The 16,373-nt window shown below is 73.6% G+C and carries 12 protein-coding genes; 9 read left to right on the plus strand and 3 right to left on the minus strand.

The window, feature by feature from the left end; all coding sequences use genetic code 11:
- Positions 1-211: 211 nt before the first annotated feature.
- From AB0M03_RS21900 to AB0M03_RS21920, 5 genes are all read left to right on the plus strand, one after another.
- Positions 212-1,810, plus strand: a complete 1,599-nt coding sequence (locus tag AB0M03_RS21900; RefSeq protein ID WP_363493332.1) for a 4-coumarate--CoA ligase family protein — start codon at positions 212-214, stop codon at positions 1,808-1,810.
- A gap of 45 nt (positions 1,811-1,855) precedes the next feature.
- Positions 1,856-2,515: a TetR/AcrR family transcriptional regulator gene (locus tag AB0M03_RS21905; protein ID WP_363493334.1), complete on the plus strand. Its 660-nt coding sequence runs from the start codon at positions 1,856-1,858 to the stop codon at positions 2,513-2,515.
- Positions 2,516-2,686: 171 nt separating this feature from the next.
- On the plus strand, positions 2,687-5,158 hold the full coding sequence (locus AB0M03_RS21910) for a SpoIIE family protein phosphatase (RefSeq protein WP_363493336.1): 2,472 nt from the start codon (positions 2,687-2,689) through the stop codon (positions 5,156-5,158).
- Positions 5,159-5,245: 87 nt separating this feature from the next.
- The gene (locus tag AB0M03_RS21915; protein WP_363493338.1) at positions 5,246-5,497 is read left to right on the plus strand and encodes a hypothetical protein; all 252 of its coding nucleotides are present in this window, start codon (positions 5,246-5,248) and stop codon (positions 5,495-5,497) included.
- Between the two features lie 78 nt (positions 5,498-5,575).
- Positions 5,576-5,959 carry a VOC family protein gene (locus AB0M03_RS21920; RefSeq protein ID WP_363493340.1) on the plus strand — a complete coding sequence of 128 codons (384 nt, stop codon included), beginning with the start codon at positions 5,576-5,578 and terminating at the stop codon, positions 5,957-5,959.
- A 34-nt stretch (positions 5,960-5,993) separates the two neighbouring features.
- Here AB0M03_RS21920 and AB0M03_RS21925 read toward each other — a convergent pair whose 3' ends face one another.
- From AB0M03_RS21925 to AB0M03_RS21935, 3 genes are all read right to left on the minus strand, one after another.
- Positions 5,994-6,380, minus strand: coding sequence for an MmcQ/YjbR family DNA-binding protein (locus AB0M03_RS21925; RefSeq protein WP_363493342.1), 387 nt, complete (start codon positions 6,378-6,380; stop codon positions 5,994-5,996).
- A gap of 67 nt (positions 6,381-6,447) precedes the next feature.
- On the minus strand, positions 6,448-7,353 hold the full coding sequence (locus AB0M03_RS21930; protein WP_363493498.1) for a diacylglycerol kinase: 906 nt from the start codon (positions 7,351-7,353) through the stop codon (positions 6,448-6,450).
- Between the two features lie 35 nt (positions 7,354-7,388).
- The gene (locus AB0M03_RS21935) at positions 7,389-9,020 is read right to left on the minus strand and encodes an FAD-binding oxidoreductase (protein WP_363493344.1); all 1,632 of its coding nucleotides are present in this window, start codon (positions 9,018-9,020) and stop codon (positions 7,389-7,391) included.
- Between the two features lie 20 nt (positions 9,021-9,040).
- On the opposite strand from AB0M03_RS21935, the gene AB0M03_RS21940 reads away from it, so the two are divergent.
- The 4 genes from AB0M03_RS21940 to AB0M03_RS21955 all read left to right on the plus strand — a co-directional run bounded on the left by AB0M03_RS21940 (position 9,041) and on the right by AB0M03_RS21955 (position 16,371).
- Entirely contained in the window at positions 9,041-9,637 is a 597-nt protein-coding gene (locus tag AB0M03_RS21940; RefSeq protein ID WP_363493346.1) for a TetR/AcrR family transcriptional regulator, read from the plus strand.
- Positions 9,634-11,184, plus strand: a complete 1,551-nt coding sequence (locus tag AB0M03_RS21945; protein WP_363493348.1) for a glycerol-3-phosphate dehydrogenase/oxidase — start codon at positions 9,634-9,636, stop codon at positions 11,182-11,184. The genes AB0M03_RS21940 and AB0M03_RS21945 overlap by 4 nt, the downstream gene beginning before the upstream one ends.
- Before the next feature lie 119 nt (positions 11,185-11,303).
- Positions 11,304-11,633, plus strand: coding sequence for a trypco2 family protein (locus AB0M03_RS21950; protein ID WP_363493350.1), 330 nt, complete (start codon positions 11,304-11,306; stop codon positions 11,631-11,633).
- 40 nt (positions 11,634-11,673) lie between these two features.
- A complete protein-coding gene (locus tag AB0M03_RS21955) occupies positions 11,674-16,371 on the plus strand; it encodes a tetratricopeptide repeat protein (protein WP_363493352.1) in 4,698 nt (1,565 codons plus the stop codon).
- Positions 16,372-16,373 lie beyond the last annotated feature (2 nt).

Raw genomic sequence — 16,373 nt, forward strand, 5'->3', positions numbered from 1 at the left:
TTGCCGCTCCCGGCCCGCCCCAAACCACCCGGGGGCGGGGGGGGCCCCCCCCCCCCCCCACGGCCGGGAGGTGCCCCCCACGTCCCCCTGAGGTACCCGCCTGCACAAGGATTGCTGTACGCCCTCTGGGCTGCGGGGCGGAAAGGGGGCAGGCTGTGATCCGGCAACTCCGCAGCACCGCGAGCTCCCCACCACCCCGCCGGAGGTATGCATGGTGTTCCGCAGCGCCCACCCCGACATCGAGCCCGTCGACCTGCCCATCCACGACGCCGTCCTCGGTGACCTGAACGGCCGCGCCGACCTGCCCGCCCTGGTCGACGGCGTCACCGGGCGCTCCCTCAGCTACGCCGAACTCGACTTCGCCAGCCGCCGCACCGCCGCCGGCCTGGCCGAGGCGGGCGTGCGCCAGGGCGATGTGGTCGCGCTGTACAGTCCCAACACCATCGCGTACCCGGTGGCCTTCTACGCCGCCACCCGCACCGGCGCCACCGTCACCACGGTCAGCTCGCTGGCCACCGCGGGCGAACTCGCCGGGCAGCTCCGCGACAGCGGCGCCCGCTGGATCATCACCGTCTCCGTCTTCCTGTCGGTCGCCACCGAGGCCGCCGCCGCCCTCGCCGCCGACGGGCACCCGATCGCCGAGATCTTCGTCTGCGACCAGGCCCCCAGCCACCGCTCCCTCACCGACCTCGCCACCACCGACGCCCCCGAGCCGGCCCCCCGGATCGACGCCGGCGACCTCGCCGTGCTGCCCTACTCCAGCGGCACCACCGGCCTGCCCAAGGGCGTCATGCTCACCCACCGCTCGATCGCCTCCAACCTGGCGCAGACCGACTCGGTGCACGCGACCGCCGCCGGCGAGCGGATCATCGCCGTGCTGCCGTTCTTCCACATCTACGGACTGACCGCGCTGCTCAACCACCCGCTGCGCTGCGGCTCCACCGTGGTGGTGCTGCCCCGCTTCGACCTGGAGCAGTTCCTGCGGACCATTCAGGAGCAGCGGATCGAGGGCGTCTTCGCGGCCCCGCCGATCGTCCTCGCCCTCGCCAAGCACCCGCTGGTCGACCGCTACGACCTCTCCTCGGTGAAGTACGTGCTGAGCGCCGCCGCGCCGCTCGACGCCGAGCTCGCCGACGCGGCCGCCCGCCGCCTGGGCCTGCCGCGGGTGCACCAGGGCTACGGCATGACCGAACTCTCCCCGGTGACCCACGTCGTCCCGCTGGACGACCCGGCGCCGCCGCCCGGCACGGTCGGCAAGATGGTCGCCTCCACCGAACTGCGGATCGTCTCCCTCGAGGACCCGGACAGCGACCTGCCCGCCGGGCAGAGCGGCGAGCTGCTCTTCCGCGGCCCCCAGGTGATGAAGGGATACTTCGGCCGGCAGTCCGAGACCGACGCGATGCTGGACGCCGACGGCTGGCTGCACACCGGCGACGTCGGCTACGTCGACGAGGACGGCTACCTCTTCGTCGTCGACCGGGTGAAGGAGCTGATCAAGTACAAGGGCTACCAGGTCGCCCCCGCCGAACTGGAGGCCCTGCTGCTCACCCACCCGGAGATCGCCGACGCGGCGGTCGTCGGCGTCACCGACGAGGACGGCACCGAGCGGCCCAAGGCCTTCGTGGTGCGCACCCCCGGAAGCGACCTGACCGGCGCCCAGGTGCAGGAGTACGTGGCGGCGCAGGTCGCCCCGTACAAGAAGGTGCGGGCGGTGGAGTTCCTCGACGCGGTGCCCAAGTCCGCCAGCGGAAAGATCCTCCGCCGGGAGCTGCGGGCCCGCCCGTCCTCCACCGCGGCGGGGGCGATCTGAGAGGATCGGCCCACCCGCCGTCGACCGCCACCGGAAAGCCAGGCCATGACCGCCCACGCCGCCGCCCTGCGCACCCCGCAGCAGGACCGAAGCCGCGCCACCCGCCGCCGCCTGCTGGAGGCCGCCGTGGAGTGCCTGGCCGAGGTCGGCTGGCAGGGCTCGACGGTCGCCGTGGTCGCCGAGCGGGCCGGAGTGACGCGGGGCGCGGCCCAGCACCACTTCCCGACCCGCGAGGACCTCTTCACGGCGGCCGTCGAGCACGTCGCCGACGAGCGGCTCGCCCAGGTGCGCGCCAGCGCCGAGCAGCTGCCGCCGGTCGGCCCGGGCCGCACCGAGGCCGTGGTCTCCATGATCGTCCGCCTGTACACCGGCCCGCTGTTCAGGGCCGCGCTGCACCTGTGGGTGGCCGCCGCCACCGAGGCCGCGCTGCGCGAGCGGATCGTCGCCCTGGAGAACCACGTCGGACGGGAGTCGCACCGGGCCGCCGTGGAGTTCCTCGGCGCCGACGAGTCCCGCCCCGGGGTGCGGGAGACCGTGCAGGCGACCATGGACATGGCCCGCGGCCTCGGCCTGGCCAACCTGCTCACCGACGACGGCGCCCGGCGGGCCGGGATCGTCCGCCAGTGGGCGGGCCTGCTGGAGGCCGCGCTGGACGACGGGAGAGCGGCCGACGGCGGACCGGCCGGGGGGAGAGCGGCGTGCTGAACACGAACGGACCGCTGCTGGACACGAACAGACCGCTGCTGGACACGAACAGACCGCGCCCGGCCGGCCGGCGACCCGCAGTCGCCGACCGGCCGGGCTTTGTGCAGTCTGGTGGGGACCGGATTGGCCGACCTCCCACCGGGAAGGTACCGGGCAGGTGAATTCCTGAAGATGCACGGATTCGACTGGACCGCCACCGACGGCGCCGGCCGCGGTGAGGCGGGCGCCGCTTCGGCGCGCCTGGCCGGCCACCGCCTGGTGCCGCTCGCCACGGCCCTCCTCCAGGAGGACGGCCGCATCCTGCACTGGAGCGAGGAGGCCGAGGCGCTCTCCGGCTACCCCGCCGAACGCGCCGTCGGCTCCTTCGCGGCCGAGCTGCTCGTCCCCGAGGGCCGGCGGCACCAGGCCGACGAACTGTTCAAGCAGATCATGGCGGGCTCCGGCTGGTCCGGCACCCACCCCATCCGGCACCGCGACGGCACCGACATCGAGATCGAGTTCCACACCTACCCGATCGCCGGGCCCGGCGACCAGCGGCTGCTGCTGGTCACCGGCTCCGACGTCCGCGCGCTGCGCCAGGTCGAGGCCGACCTCGCCGTCCTCGACGGCATCTTCAACCAGTCCCCGATCGGCATGGCGGTCTACGACTCCGACCTGCGCTACGTCCGGCTCAACCAGGCCCTCGCCAAGATCAACGGCGTGCCGGTGGACGAACACATCGGCCGCCGGGTCTCCAACGTGCTGCCCGGCCTCAACAGCGCCGAGATCGAGGCCGTGATGCGCCAGGTGCTCACCACCGGCCGGCCGATCGTCGACGCCCGCTCGCACGGCCGTACCCCCGGCGAGCCGCGCCGCGACCGCGCCTGGTCCGCCTCCTACTTCCGGCTGGAGGACTCCACCGGCCGGGTGCTCGGCGTCAGCTCCTCCCTGATCGACGTCACCGAGCGCTTCCAGGCCGAGGCCCGCGCCGCCCGCGCCCAGGAGCGGCTCGCCCTGCTCGCCGAGGCCACCGCCCGCATCGGCACCACCCTCGACCTGCAGCGCACCGCCGAGGAACTGATCGAGGCGGTCATCCCGCGGTTCGCCGACTTCGCCACCGTCGACCTGCTGGAACCGGTGCTGCGCGGCGAGGAACCCGCCCCCATCCAGCCCGACAAGCCGATCCTGGTCCGTGCCGTCGCCGTCGGCGAGGCCTACGAGGCCGGCCTCACCCGGGCCGCCGACGCGGTCGGCGCGACCACCGAGTACGACGCCCAGCGGGTCTACACCCAGTGCCTGCGCAGCGGCCGCCCGCTGCTGCGCTCGCACGTCGACGAGGACGTGCTGCGCGGCCTGGTGCCCAGCTCCGACCGGGTCGGCCCGAGCGTCGCCGCCGGCGTCCACTCCTACCTGATGGTGCCGGTGCTGGCCCGCGGCATGGTGCTGGGCGGCGCCGAGTTCGTCCGCACCCGCAACCCCGAGTCGTTCACCGCCGCCGACGTCGCACTCGCCGAGGAGCTCGTCGCCCGGGCCGCCCTCGCCATCGACAACGCCCGCCTCTACCGGCGCGAGCGGGAGACCGCCCTCACCCTGCAGCGCAGCCTGCTGCCGCAGGAGATCCACCGCACCCTCGGCCTGGAGATCGCCCACCGCTACCTGCCCAGCAGCCTGGTCTCCGAGGTCGGCGGCGACTGGTTCGACGTGGTGCCGCTCTCCTGCGGGCGGGTCGCCCTGGTCGTCGGCGACGTGATGGGCCACGGCATCCGGGCCGCCGCCACCATGGGGCAGCTGCGCACCGTCGCCCGCACCCTGGCCACCCTGGACCTGCCGCCCGAGCAGGTGCTGACCCGGCTCGACGAGACCGCCAACGCCATCGGCGAGGGCCAGTTCGCGACCTGCATCTGCCTGGTCTACGACCCCGTCGACCGCACCTGCACGGTCGCCTCGGCAGGCCACCTGCCGCCGGTCCGGGTCGCCCCCGACGGCTCGTCCAGCGCGGTCGAGCTGCCGCCGGGCGTGCCGCTCGGCATCGGCGGCGTCTCCTTCGAGAGCGTGGAGTTCACCCTGCCGGTCGGCGCCACGATCGCCCTCTACACCGACGGGCTGATCGAGCGCCGCGGCCAGGACCTCGACGAGGGCATCACCCTGCTCGCCCGGACCCTCTCCGGCCGCCCCCGCACCCTGGAGGAGAGCGCGGACGCCGTCCTCTCCGCCCTGGTCGCGGAGGGCACCGACGACGACATCGCGATGATCCTCGCCCGCGCCCTGCCCGTCCCCGGCGAGCGCATCGCCACCCTCGACCTGCCCGGCGAGGGCCCGCTGCCGGCCCAGGCCCGCCGCTTCACCCGCGCCACCCTGCAGGCCTGGGGCCTGGCCGGCCACTCGGAATTCGCCGAGCTGATGGTCAGTGAACTGGTCACCAACGCCCTGCTGCACGCCGACGCACCGCGCCGGCTGCGGCTCTACCGCGACGACCGGACGCTCACCGTCGAGGTGTCCGACGCGGGCTCGCAGGCGCCGCGGCTGCGCTCCTCCGCCGAGGAGGACGAGGGCGGCCGCGGCATGCACCTGGTCAGCGAACTCGCCCACCGCTGGGGCACCCGCCCCACCAAGGAGGGCAAGGTCGTCTGGGCCGAGGTCGAACTGCCTTACCGCGCCGGATAGTTGTTCGAGGAATTTGCCGGTTTCCCGCACGGCAGGACCGCGGGTGCTCGACCATGGAGTACCGCGTACCGAGCCGGGGGCGGCACGGTGCTCCTCGCCCTGCTGCTGCTCCGGGTGCCGATGCTGGTGCACTACGGCGGGCAGACCGTCGACGAGGACCAGGCGGACTCGGTCGTCGCCACGGTGGGAAGCCTCTTCGCCCTGACGGCGGTCTCGTTCATCGCTGGCCTGACCACCTTCAGGGTCGGCCGCGCCTACACCGGCCTCAACAAGCTGCGCCGGGTCACGGGCGACGGCGGCGCCTCGGTCCGCGTGAAGGGCCACAAGTTCTGGCCGTAGGGCCCGTGGTGGAAGTGCTGCCGGAGTCCCGGCGCAATTCGGTGGCGGACCGGGCGTTGCCCGGGCAGGCTCGTGTGCATGGTCTCAGTGGTGCAGAACGTGGCGATCGACTGTGCGGATGCCTACGGGCTGGCCCGGTTCTGGAGCGAGGTGCTCGGTTGTCCGCTGCATCCGGAGGTCGAACCGGGTGACCCGGAGACCGAGGTGCTGCTGCCGGAGGGGCCGTTGCTGCACTTCAACCAGGTGCCGGAACCGAAGACGGGCAAGAACAGGATCCACCTGTGCCTGCGCCCGAGGACATCGCGGGAGGAGGAGGTCGAGCGGCTGCTGGGCCTCGGCGCCACCCTCGTCACCGATCGCCGGGGACCCGACGGCGCAGGCTGGGCCGTCCTCGCGGACCCCGAGGGCAACGAGTTCTGTGTTCTCCGCAGTGAGGCCGAGCGGGCTGCGATGTCCTCCTGAAGCCTGCGCCCGACGGCCGGTGCCCCGCTCGTGGTCACTGCGCCCGGTCGGTCCGGGCACGCACGCCCGGCCAGTCCAACCGCAGTTGTTCGGCGCGCGGCAGCGAGGAGACCACCAGGTCGTACGAGTCCTCGATCATGTCCAGCACCAGCCGTTCGGGCACCGAGCCGTCCAGCAGCACGCTGTTCCAGTGGCGCTTGTTGAGGTGCCAGCCGCCGGTGACGGCCGGGTACTCGGCCCGCAGCCGGACCGCCAGCTCGGGGTCGCACTTCAGGCTCACCGACAGCGGCGACCCCTCCAACGCGCTGAGCGCGAACATCTTCCCGCCGACCTTGAACACCGAGGTCTCGGCGTTGAACGGGAAGGTCTCCTCCGCTCCGTTCAGTGCCAGGCAGGCTGCCTTGAGGGTTTCGGGCGTCATGCCCCCCAGTCTGCCCCGCCGCACCGACAACCCGCCGGGCGGGCTGTCGGCGCGGGGCCGGGTGCGGTCACACGGTGTCCGCACCCCGGGCGCCTGCCGGCACCAGCAGGCGCAGCGCTCCCGGCACCACCGCGACCTCGACCGGCAGCGGGCCGATGTACTCGCCGTCGGCGTAGGCGGTGATGCCGGGGGACTCGATGCGCAGGGAGGGGGTGCGGTGGATCTCCACCTCCTCGTGCTGCACGTGGGTGCCCTTGAAGACGGTCGGGAAGAAGCGGGCCACCTTCAGGCGCGGCATCGCCCGGACGACCGTCAGGTCGAAGAGCCCGTCCGAGGGATCGGCCTGCGGGCACATCCGCATCCCGCCGCCGTAGCTGCTGGTGTTGCCGACGGCGGCGAGCACGAGGTCGCGCTCGATCACCGTGCCGTCCGCCAGCACCAGCCGGAACGGCAGTGGCCTCAGGTTCGCGAACTCGACCAGGATGGCCAGGTTGTAGCGCATCCGGCCGCGCGGCCACGTCAGCCGGTTGGTGCGGTCGCTGACCAGCGAGTCGAAGCCGGTGGCGAGCACCGAGCCGAACCAGCGCTCGGTGCCGTCGGCGGTGGTGGCCCGCCCCAGGTCGACGGTGGTGCAGTGGCCGTCGGCGATGACGTCCGCGGCGGCCTCCGGGTCGCCGAGCGGCAGCCCGTACGCGCGGGCGTGGTCGTTGCCGGTGCCCGCAGGGACGATGCCGAGCGGCGTGCCGGTGCCGGCCAGGGCCTGCAGGGCGAGGCTGATCATGCCGTCGCCGCCGGCGGTCACCAGGGCGTCCACCCCGCGGCCGACCGCCTCGCGGGCGAGGCGGATCGCGTCCTCGGGGTCGGCGCCCGCGGTGTTCAGCACCTCGATCCCGCGCTCCCGCAGCCGTGCGGTGGCCCGGCGGGCGGCCTTCTCGGCGTGGCCGCCGCCCGCCGCGGGGTTGGTGAGCACCATGACGCTGCGCGGCGGGCGGCCGGTCGCGGGGGCGGTCACGGGATCAGCTTGCCGGGGTTGAGGATGCCGACCGGGTCGACGGCGTCCTTGACGGCACGGAGGATCTTCACCCCGAGGTCGCCGATCTCCCGGTCCATCCACGGGCGGTGGTCGGCGCCGACGGCGTGGTGGTGGGTGATGGTGCCGCCGTTGGCCATGATGGCCTCGCAGGCGGCGCGCTTGGCCGCGTCCCACTGGGTGATCGGGTCGCCCTGCTGGGCGGCGAGCACGGTGAAGTACAGCGAGGCGCCGGTGGGGTAGACGTGCGAGATGTGGCAGAGCACCAGGCTGCCGCTGCCGAGTTCGCCCTGCAGGGCTGCGGTGACGGCGGTCTTCAGGCGCTCCAGGCCGGCCCAGTCGGTGGCGGTCTCCAGGGTCTCGCACAGCGCCCCGGCGTCCAGCAGCGCGTCGCGCAGGTACGGCGCGGAGAAGCGACCGTGCTCCCAGGCGACGGCGGGCCCGGCGCCGAGGGAGGTGCCGCCGGCGGCGAGCAGCACCGCACGGGTGCGCTCGTGGCGGGCCTCGGCCTGCTCCTTCGTCCCCTCGAAGACGGTGACGGCCAGGCAGCCGCCGGTGACCTGCTCGCCGCCGATCTGCTCGGTCATCGCGAGGTTGACGGCGGTCTCGGACTCGTCCGAGAGCCGGAGCACGGTGGGCCCGGTGCCCTGCTGCTCGACGGCGCGCAGAGCGGCGGCGCCGGTGGCGAAGTCCGGGAAGCTCCAGGCCTCGTGGACCTTGGCGGCGGGCAGCGGGTGGATGCGCAGCCGGACCCGGGTGATGACGCCGAAGGCGCCCTCGGAGCCGAGGAACAGCTCGCGCAGGTCGGGGCCGGCCGCGGAGGCGGGGGCACGGCCCAGGTCGAGCACCCCGGCGGGGGTGACGACGCGCAGGCCGCGGACCATGTCGTCGAACCGGCCGTGGCCGGCCGAGTCCTGGCCGGAGGAGCGGGTGGCGGCGAAGCCGCCGATGGTGGCGAAGCGGAAGCTCTGCGGGAAGTGGCCGAGCTCCCAGCCGTGTTCGGCGAGCAGTTCCTCGGCGCGCGGGCCGGTGAGGCCGGCCCCGAGGACGGCCTCGCCGGAGACCTCGTCCAGGGAGTGCAGGGCGTCCAGGCGGCGCAGGTCGAGGGAGACGACCGAGGCGAAGGAGCCGCGGAGCGGGTCGAGCCCGCCGACCACGCTGGTGCCGCCGCCGAAGGGCACCACGGCGATCCGGCGCTCGGCACAGACGGCGAGGACGGCGGCGATCTCCTCCTCGTTGCCCGGCAGCAGCACGGCGTCCGGCGCGTCCTGCGGCTCGCGGCTGCGGCGGCGCAGCAGGTCCGGGGTGGACTTGCCGCCGGCCCGGGGCAGGCGGTCGGCGTCGGCCGCGCTGACGTGCTCGGCGCCGACCGCGGCGGCGAGCGCGGCCAGGTCCTCCGGGGACAGCGCGGACGGGCGGAGCACCACGTCCTCGGCCGCGAGCGGGGCGGCGGCCGCCTCGGCCGACACGCCGAGGAAGGCGGTCAGCAGGCCCTTGATGTCCTCGGACAGCGGCTTGGCGAGGGCCGGGTCGCCCCAGGCGTCCCACTTCATCGGGGGGAGCGGCAGGACGGCGCCGCCGACCTGACCTGCTTGCGTCTCAGATGCCATGCGTTACAGTATTACGCATTATGTCAAGCAGTAACGAGAGCGGCCCGGCGGACACCGTGGCGCCTGCGACCAGCACCGATGACGCGATCCTGGACGCCGCCGCCCACCTGATCGTCCATCTCGGCGTCCAGCGCACCCAGCTGAGCGAGATCGCACGCCGCGCCGGTGTCAGCCGGCCGACCGTCTACCGGCGCTGGCCGGACGTCCGTGCGATCATCGGCGCCCTGCTGACCCGCGAGATCCGCCGCACCCAGGAGCAGGTCCCGCTCATCGGCGAGGACCGCGAGGCCTTCGTCGAGGCCGTCGTCGAGGTCGCCGTACGGCTGCGCGACCACCCGGTGGTCGGCGCCCTGCTGCACTCGGACACCATCGTCGAGTACGTCGTCGAACGGCTCGGCACCAGCCAGCGCGGCCTGCTCGACGCCATCGGTGCCGCCGTCGTCCAGGGGCAGCGGCACGGCTCCATCCGGGCCGGCGAACCCACCGAACTGGCCGCCATGGTGCTGCTCATCGCCCAGTCCACCGTCCAGTCGCACCGCATGGTCGCGCAGCTGCTGCCCGAGCAGGCCTGGCGCCGCGAACTGGCCCGCGCACTGAACGGATACCTCGCACCGTGACTCCTTCCGCCGCTTCAGGGTTCGCCGGTACGAGTGCGCTGAACGCCCGCCGGCGGGCGGCCGAACTCGCCGCCCTCGGCGATGCACCCGCCGTCGACCTGCTCGTGATCGGCGGCGGCATCACCGGCGCCGGCATCGCCCTCGACGCGGCCTCCCGCGGCCTGCGCACCGTCCTCGTCGAGTCCCGCGACCTCGCCTTCGGCACCAGCCGCTGGAGCTCCAAGCTCGTCCACGGCGGCCTGCGCTACCTCGCCTCCGGCCGGATCGGCGTCGCCCGGGAGAGCGCCGTCGAACGCGGCATCCTGATGACCCGCACCGCCCCGCACCTGGTCCGCGCGCTGCCCCAGCTCGTCCCGCTGCTGCCGTCCGTCGGCCGGGGGCAGGCCGCCCTCGTCCGGGCCGGCTTCCTGGCCGGCGACGCGCTGCGCGCCGTCGCCCGCACCCCCGCCGAGCTGCTGCCCCGGGTCCGCCGCATCGGCGCCGCCGAGACCGCCCGGCTCGTCCCGGCCGTCCACACCGCCGGCCTGGCCGGAGCACTCGTCGCCCACGACGGCCAACTCGTCGACGACGCCCGGCTGGTGGTCGCCGTCGCGCGCACCGCCGCCCACCACGGCGCCACCGTCCTCACCCGCGTCCGCGCCGAGCAGGTCACCGGCGTGTCGGCCTGGCTCACCGACACCCTCACCGGTGAGTCCATCGCCCTCACCGCCCGGGCCGTGGTCAACGCCGCAGGCGTCTGGGCCGGCGAGGTCGACCCCGGCATCCGGCTGCGGCCCAGCCGCGGCACCCACCTCGTCCTGGACGCCGCCGCCCTCGGCCACCCGAGCGCCGCCCTCACCGTACCCGTCCCCGGCTCCACCAGCCGCTTCGTCTTCGCCCTCCCGCAGCAGCTCGGCCGGATCGCCCTCGGCCTCACCGACGAGGACGCCCCCGGCCCGATCCCGGACGAGCCGCAGCCCACCGAGGCCGAGATCGGCTTCCTGCTCGACACCGTCAACACCGCCCTGCAGACCGCCCTCACCCGCGAGGACGTCCGCGGCGCCTTCGCGGGCCTGCGCCCGCTGATCGACACCGGCGGCGGTGCCACCGCCGACCTGTCGCGGCAGCACGCCGTCCTCGAGTCCGCCAACGGCGTGATCACCGTCGTCGGCGGCAAACTGACCACCTACCGGCAGATGGCCGAGGACGCCGTCGACCGCGCCGTCCGCACCCGCGGGCTCTCCGCCGGCCCGTGCCTGACGAAGCGCCTGCCGCTGGTCGGCGCCCCCGGCCGCAGCGACAGCCGCCCCACCGACGGCCTCCCCGCCACCCTCGTCGCCCGTCACGGCGGCCTCTCCGCCGAGGTCGCGGCAGCCGCCGTCCACCGCCCCCTGGAGACCGTCGCCGAAGGCATCGACGTCACCCGTGCCGAAATCGCGTACGCCCTCACCCACGAGGGCGCCCTCGACGCCGAGGACGTCCTGCACCGCCGCACCCGCATCGGCCTCGTCCCCGCCGACGCCGACCGCGCCCGCCCGGCCGTCGAGGAGATCGCGGCCGAGGGCTGACGGCGCAGCACAGGCATGGTGAACTCCGCCAAGTGACACCTGCCCGGGGCGTCCGGCCGCTAGCCTGACGGCCAGTCGAACGGGTGCGGGGTGCGCCCGGCTGTCGTGGGGGGTGGGGTATGGAGATCGGTCTGGCCGATGCCGTGGACGCCGTGCGCAAGGAGCTGATGGAGGCGGCCTCCCGTGGAGAGGGGCAGCCGCTCTCCTTCGAAGTCGGCCCGATCGAGATGGAGTTCGAGATCGAGCTCCGCGCCGAGGCCAAGGGAGGTGCCAAGTTCAAGGCCTGGGTCGTCTCCGCCGAGACCGAGGCGGGTGTGTCACGCGGCCGTACGCACCGGGTGGCGTTCACACTGACCCCGCGGACCGGCGACAACTCCTCGCTGGTCGTCAGCAACACCAACGGCCGCCCTGTCGCCCGGGAGAACGTGGCCGACCGCATCGAGGACTGACCCGGACCGTCGGCGCAGGTCGAGCACGCGAGGGGGAGTCGTGGATCGCAACAGGCTGGTCGCCCTCAACTGCGAGGGCAGCACCAGCAGCGGGTACGTCATCGGGCCGCGCCTGGTGCTCGCGTCCGCGCACGGCGTCGGACCGGTGGGAACCGGGCTCCACGTCATCCGGCCCGGGCGAACGGCGTACTACCGGGCCTCCGTGGTCTGGCGTGGCACCCCGGAAGGACGCGACGACGCCGCGCTCGTACACGTCGACGCCCCGGACTGGCTGCCGGTGGCGGGCACGGCGGAGCCATGGGGAAGGATGACCACCACGAGGGTCGGCCAGGCGTGCGAGACCTGGGGGATCCCCGAGGTCGTCCAGACGCCCGCGGACGAGTCGGAGGAGCTGCCGCCCCTGGAGGCCGTGCAGCTGTCCGGGACGATCAACCCCGGCAGCGGCTTCGTCGGGAACCGGCACCTCTTCGCCCTGTCCGACCACTCGATCACCCGGTGGTCGCCCGGCAAGCTGCCGTGGGCCGGTCTGTCCGGTGCGGCCGTGGTTTCCGGCGGGCTGCTGATCGGCGTGGTGAAGGCCCAGGTCCGGCACTTCGGCCACGGCATGCTGGACGTGGTTCCGTCCTACGTCCTGCACGCCGACGACTCCTTCCGGAACGCGCTGAAGGACTACGGCGCCGACTCGTTGACCATGGGCGACGCCGAGTTCGACGAGCTGCGCCGCCGCGACACCCCCGGCCCCTCGATCGGCCCGGTGCCGCCGGGCAGCCTGCTGGAGGCAGGCCGACAGGTGGTGGGCTTCCACGGTCGTGAGGACATCCTCGACCGGCTCGGGCAGTGGTGCGAGGCGCCGGGCTTCGGTGTCCGACTGCTGTACGGGCCCGGGGGTCAGGGCAAGACACGTCTGGCTGCCCGCCTGGCGGAGGAGCTGGTACGGCACGACAAGCAGTGGAGGGCCCTGTGGCCGGCCGCTACGGCCCCGGGCACCGAGCTGCAGGGTGTGCGGGACACCGCGAAGCCGATGCTGGTGGTGCTCGACTACGCGGAGGCTCGGCAGGATCAGCTCGAGGGGCTCCTTACGGCCGGCGAGTTGCACCGCGGGGGTGTCCCGCTCAAGGTGCTCCTGCTCGCGCGTACGGCCGGCGAGTGGTGGGACATCGCCAAGGGCGCGCGGTACGGCGCAGCACTGCGCCGGGCACCGGTGGACGGGCTGCCCGAACTCGCCCCCGACGAGGAATCGCGTGCCTCGGTCTACCGCCGGGCGGCGAGCGCGTTCGCCGAGAGGCTGGCAGATCCCGACGACACCTCGGCGCAGGCGACTTGGCGCGCCCGCGCGGCGAGCCTGCCCGAGCCGCCGCCCGGGACCCTGGCGTCGGGCAACGTGCTGACCCTGCACATGACCGCACTCGCCGACCTTCTCGACGCCGGCCCCGGCGGGTCGCGCCGTCCCGCGGACGGTCCAGCCGCGGACGACAGGGACGCCGAGGCCCGCATCCTGGAACACGAGCAGATGTACTGGACGCAGGTCGCCGAGCGCTTCCCGCTGGCCCGGGGAATCGGACGTCCCCCCGTTCTGGGCGAGGCCCTGGCAACGGTTGTGCTGCTGGGCGGAACCGCGTTGGACGAGGAGGAGCGGGAGGACCTCCTGCGCCGGGCACCGATGCTCGCCGGCCTGGAGGACCACGAGGCGGCCGTCGTGCGGGCGTGGATCGAGTCCGTCTACCCGTCACCGACCGAACGGCCCTGGGAGATCCTGCAACCCGACCGGTTGGCGGAGCGCTTCGTCGGGACCCACGTCCTGACCAACCGCAGACTGCTGCACAAGCTGCTCTCGCCGAAAGGTGTCGCAGGGGACGTCACCGATGCCCAGTGCGCCCGGGTGCTCACCCTGCTGGCCCGTGCCGCAGCCCACCCGCCGCTGCTCGGCACGCTCGACGACCTGATCACCGAGGTGTGCACCCGCCACGCGGAGCGACTCGGGCGGGTCACCATGGACGTTGCGACCCAGGTGGAGCGGCCGCAGCCACTGATCGACGCGCTGTGGAAGCGTACGGAGGCCGCGGAAACTTCGATGTCGGTCCTCGCCGACTTCACCGATCACCTGCCGCGCAGCTCGCACGTCCTGGCGCCCTGGGCGCTCCGGCTGACGGAAAGGACGATCGAACTCCGCAGGGCCGCCGGGACCGGCAGCATCGAGGACACGATCGCGCTGGGCGTCGAGTACCGGCGTCTTGCGGGCAAGCTCACCGACATGGGCCGGTCCGCGGAAGCCCTGACCGCCGCGGAGCGGGCCGTCGAACTCCTCGAACCGCTCCTGAGGACCCGTCCCGAGGCCGTGCGGATCCACCTGGCAGCCGCTCTGAACAACCGGGCGGTGTGCTTGGGTCTGCTCGGCAAGCGCCGCGAGGCCCTCGAGCCGGCCCGACAAGCGGTCGCCCACTACCGCGTCGCGGCTTCCGGTGAGCCCGTCCCCGGCGACGCCCTCCGCCAGTTGGTCACCGCACTGAGCAGCCTCTCGTCGGCACAGAGCCAGCTCGGGCAGAACAGCGAGGCCCTGGAGACCATGGCGGAGTCGGTGGCGTTCCAGCGCGTGCTCGCCCAGGACGGTACACCCGGCGCGGCGGGGAATCTCGTGTTGTGGCTCAACAACCTCTCCATCCGCTGTACCGATGTGGGGCACTACCAGGACGCCCTCATGGCGGCCGCCGAGGCGGTGGCCGTGTGCGAGCCGCTCGCCGAGCAGTACCCCGATGCCCACCGTGCCGACCTGGCCATGGCCCTGAACACGCTGTCCAGCTGCTACGGCGATGTGGGGGACCGCGCCAAGGGGCTGCAACTGAGCCGGCGGTCCGTCGACATCCGCGAACGGTTGCATCTGGAACGTCCCGAGGCGTACGGGCCTTCGCTCGCCCTGGCACTCAACTCGCTGTCGATCAACCTCGGCCGTGCGGGCCTCGTGGAGGAGGCTCTGGAGACCGCCGAGCGTTCGGTCGCCCTCTACGAGGTCGTGTGCGAGCGGCAGGACGGATACCGGCACGAGCTGGCCATGTCCCTCAACACCCTGGCCAATCAGCGATGGGACGCCGAGGACACCCGTGGGGCAGTGGAGGCGGCGCAGGAGGCCGTCAAGATCTACACGGACCTCGAACTGGCACTTCCCGGTGTGTTCACGGCGGACCGGGCGATGAGCCTCGCCACCGTGGCGGGGTGCCTGTGCGCCGACGGACAGCTGGAGGCGGCCGTCGAGCGGTCCTTCCAAGCCGTGGCCGTCTATCACGGCCTCACCGAGACGGAGCCGCGTCCGGTTGCCGCGGACTTCGCCCGCGCGCTGCGCAACCTCCGGTTCCACCTCGTGGCAGCGGACCGGACGGTCGAAGCGCTGGAGCTCATCGACACGGCCCTCGCCTGCTACGCAGGGGCCGGCGACACGCTCTACCCGGTGACTGCGGAGCTGCTGACCGGCCGCGTCATGTGTCTGCGGTCGCTCGAGCGGGTCGACGAAACCCTGAAGCCGGTGCGGAAGCTCGTGCGGCTGGCGCGAAGGCACGCCGGGGCACGGTCGTCCCAGGGGCCCTCCGAGCTGCTCGACCAGCTGCGCATGCTCAGCCTCTTCGCATTCCTCAACGGCAGGCGCACCGAGGCGACCGAAGCCATGACGGAAGCCGCAGCACTCCTCCGGGACCTGGCGTCGCACGAGCCCGAACGGTACGAGCCCGACCTGGCCGTCGCGCTGGGCCGGTTGAGGAACCTCCTGCCCAAGCTGGCGCGATACGACGAGGCCGAGATCGCGGCCCGAGAGGCCGTCGATGTTCGGCTGAGGACCGCCGAACGCGGCGGGGCATCTGAAAGGGTGGACGTCATAGCGGAGTCGGCCGGCCTCGCCGACCTCCTGATGATGCGTCTGCACGCCGTCGAGGCGCTGGCCGCCATCGACCGGGCGCTCGGCCATCAGGCCCGGCTGACCGATGACGACCTCGCGATCCACGGCCCGGCCGTCGAGCTGGCGCAGCGGAGCCGCGGATCTCTCCTGCTGATGCTGGGCCGAGAGGACGAGGCGGTCGCGGTCGTCACGGAGTCGGTGCTCAAGGCCGAGCGTGTTGCCGAGAACGTTTCGACCCGGACGTTCGGAATCGTCCTGGCCCGGCTCGCGGCCGGATCGGTGCTGACCGACCTGGAACGGCGTGAAGAGGCTTTGCCCCACCTCGAACGCGCGGCGGCCCTGTGCCGCTCCCGCACGGAGGCCGGGGAGGCGGGGTACGACACCCTCCTCGCCACCTGCCTCGGCGTGCTGGGCACCTGTCTGGCCCTGGAGCCGGGCGATCCGGAACAGGCACTCGCCGCCACCACCGAGGCCCTGGAGATCGCCCTTCGCCACGCCGTGAGCGACCCCGAGGCGGTGCGCACCGGCCTCGGCCGGGCCATGGCCCAACAGGGCCTGCGGCTGGCGGAGGCCGGCCGCACCGAGGAGAGCCTCCCGCTCACCGCGGAGGCCGTGGCCCTCGCCCGCGAACTCCTCGAGACCGATCGGCGTGCTCACGTACTCGAGCTCGTGGAGGTGCTCCACTCCTTCGCGGAAGCCCGGGTCCAGGCCGGCACCGGCGTGGAATCGGCGGCCGCACTGGATGCGGTGGCCGAGGAGATCGCGCTGCTCCGTGAGGTGGAGGAGGACGTGCCCCACCTGGTGGGGCAGATGCTCGGCAAGGCCGAGGCACTCCGCGAGCGGTTGCTCGGCGGGTAGCC

Origin of the sequence: Kitasatospora sp. NPDC051914, assembly GCF_040680995.1 — a bacterium.
GTDB lineage: Bacteria > Actinomycetota > Actinomycetes > Streptomycetales > Streptomycetaceae > Kitasatospora.

What these genes read in the sequence shown, in the direction of transcription:
- AB0M03_RS21900 (WP_363493332.1), top strand. Translation starts at nt 212, where the DNA reads ATGGTGTTCCGCAGCGCCCACCCCGACATCGAGCCCGTCGACCTGCCC.
- AB0M03_RS21905 (WP_363493334.1), top strand. Translation starts at nt 1,856, where the DNA reads ATGACCGCCCACGCCGCCGCCCTGCGCACCCCGCAGCAGGACCGAAGC.
- AB0M03_RS21910 (WP_363493336.1), top strand. Translation starts at nt 2,687, where the DNA reads ATGCACGGATTCGACTGGACCGCCACCGACGGCGCCGGCCGCGGTGAG.
- AB0M03_RS21920 (WP_363493340.1), top strand. Translation starts at nt 5,576, where the DNA reads ATGGTCTCAGTGGTGCAGAACGTGGCGATCGACTGTGCGGATGCCTAC.
- AB0M03_RS21925 (WP_363493342.1), bottom strand. Translation starts at nt 6,380, where the DNA reads ATGACGCCCGAAACCCTCAAGGCAGCCTGCCTGGCACTGAACGGAGCG.
- AB0M03_RS21930 (WP_363493498.1), bottom strand. Translation starts at nt 7,353, where the DNA reads ATGGTGCTCACCAACCCCGCGGCGGGCGGCGGCCACGCCGAGAAGGCC.
- AB0M03_RS21935 (WP_363493344.1), bottom strand. Translation starts at nt 9,020, where the DNA reads ATGGCATCTGAGACGCAAGCAGGTCAGGTCGGCGGCGCCGTCCTGCCG.
- AB0M03_RS21940 (WP_363493346.1), top strand. Translation starts at nt 9,041, where the DNA reads ATGTCAAGCAGTAACGAGAGCGGCCCGGCGGACACCGTGGCGCCTGCG.
- AB0M03_RS21950 (WP_363493350.1), top strand. Translation starts at nt 11,304, where the DNA reads ATGGAGATCGGTCTGGCCGATGCCGTGGACGCCGTGCGCAAGGAGCTG.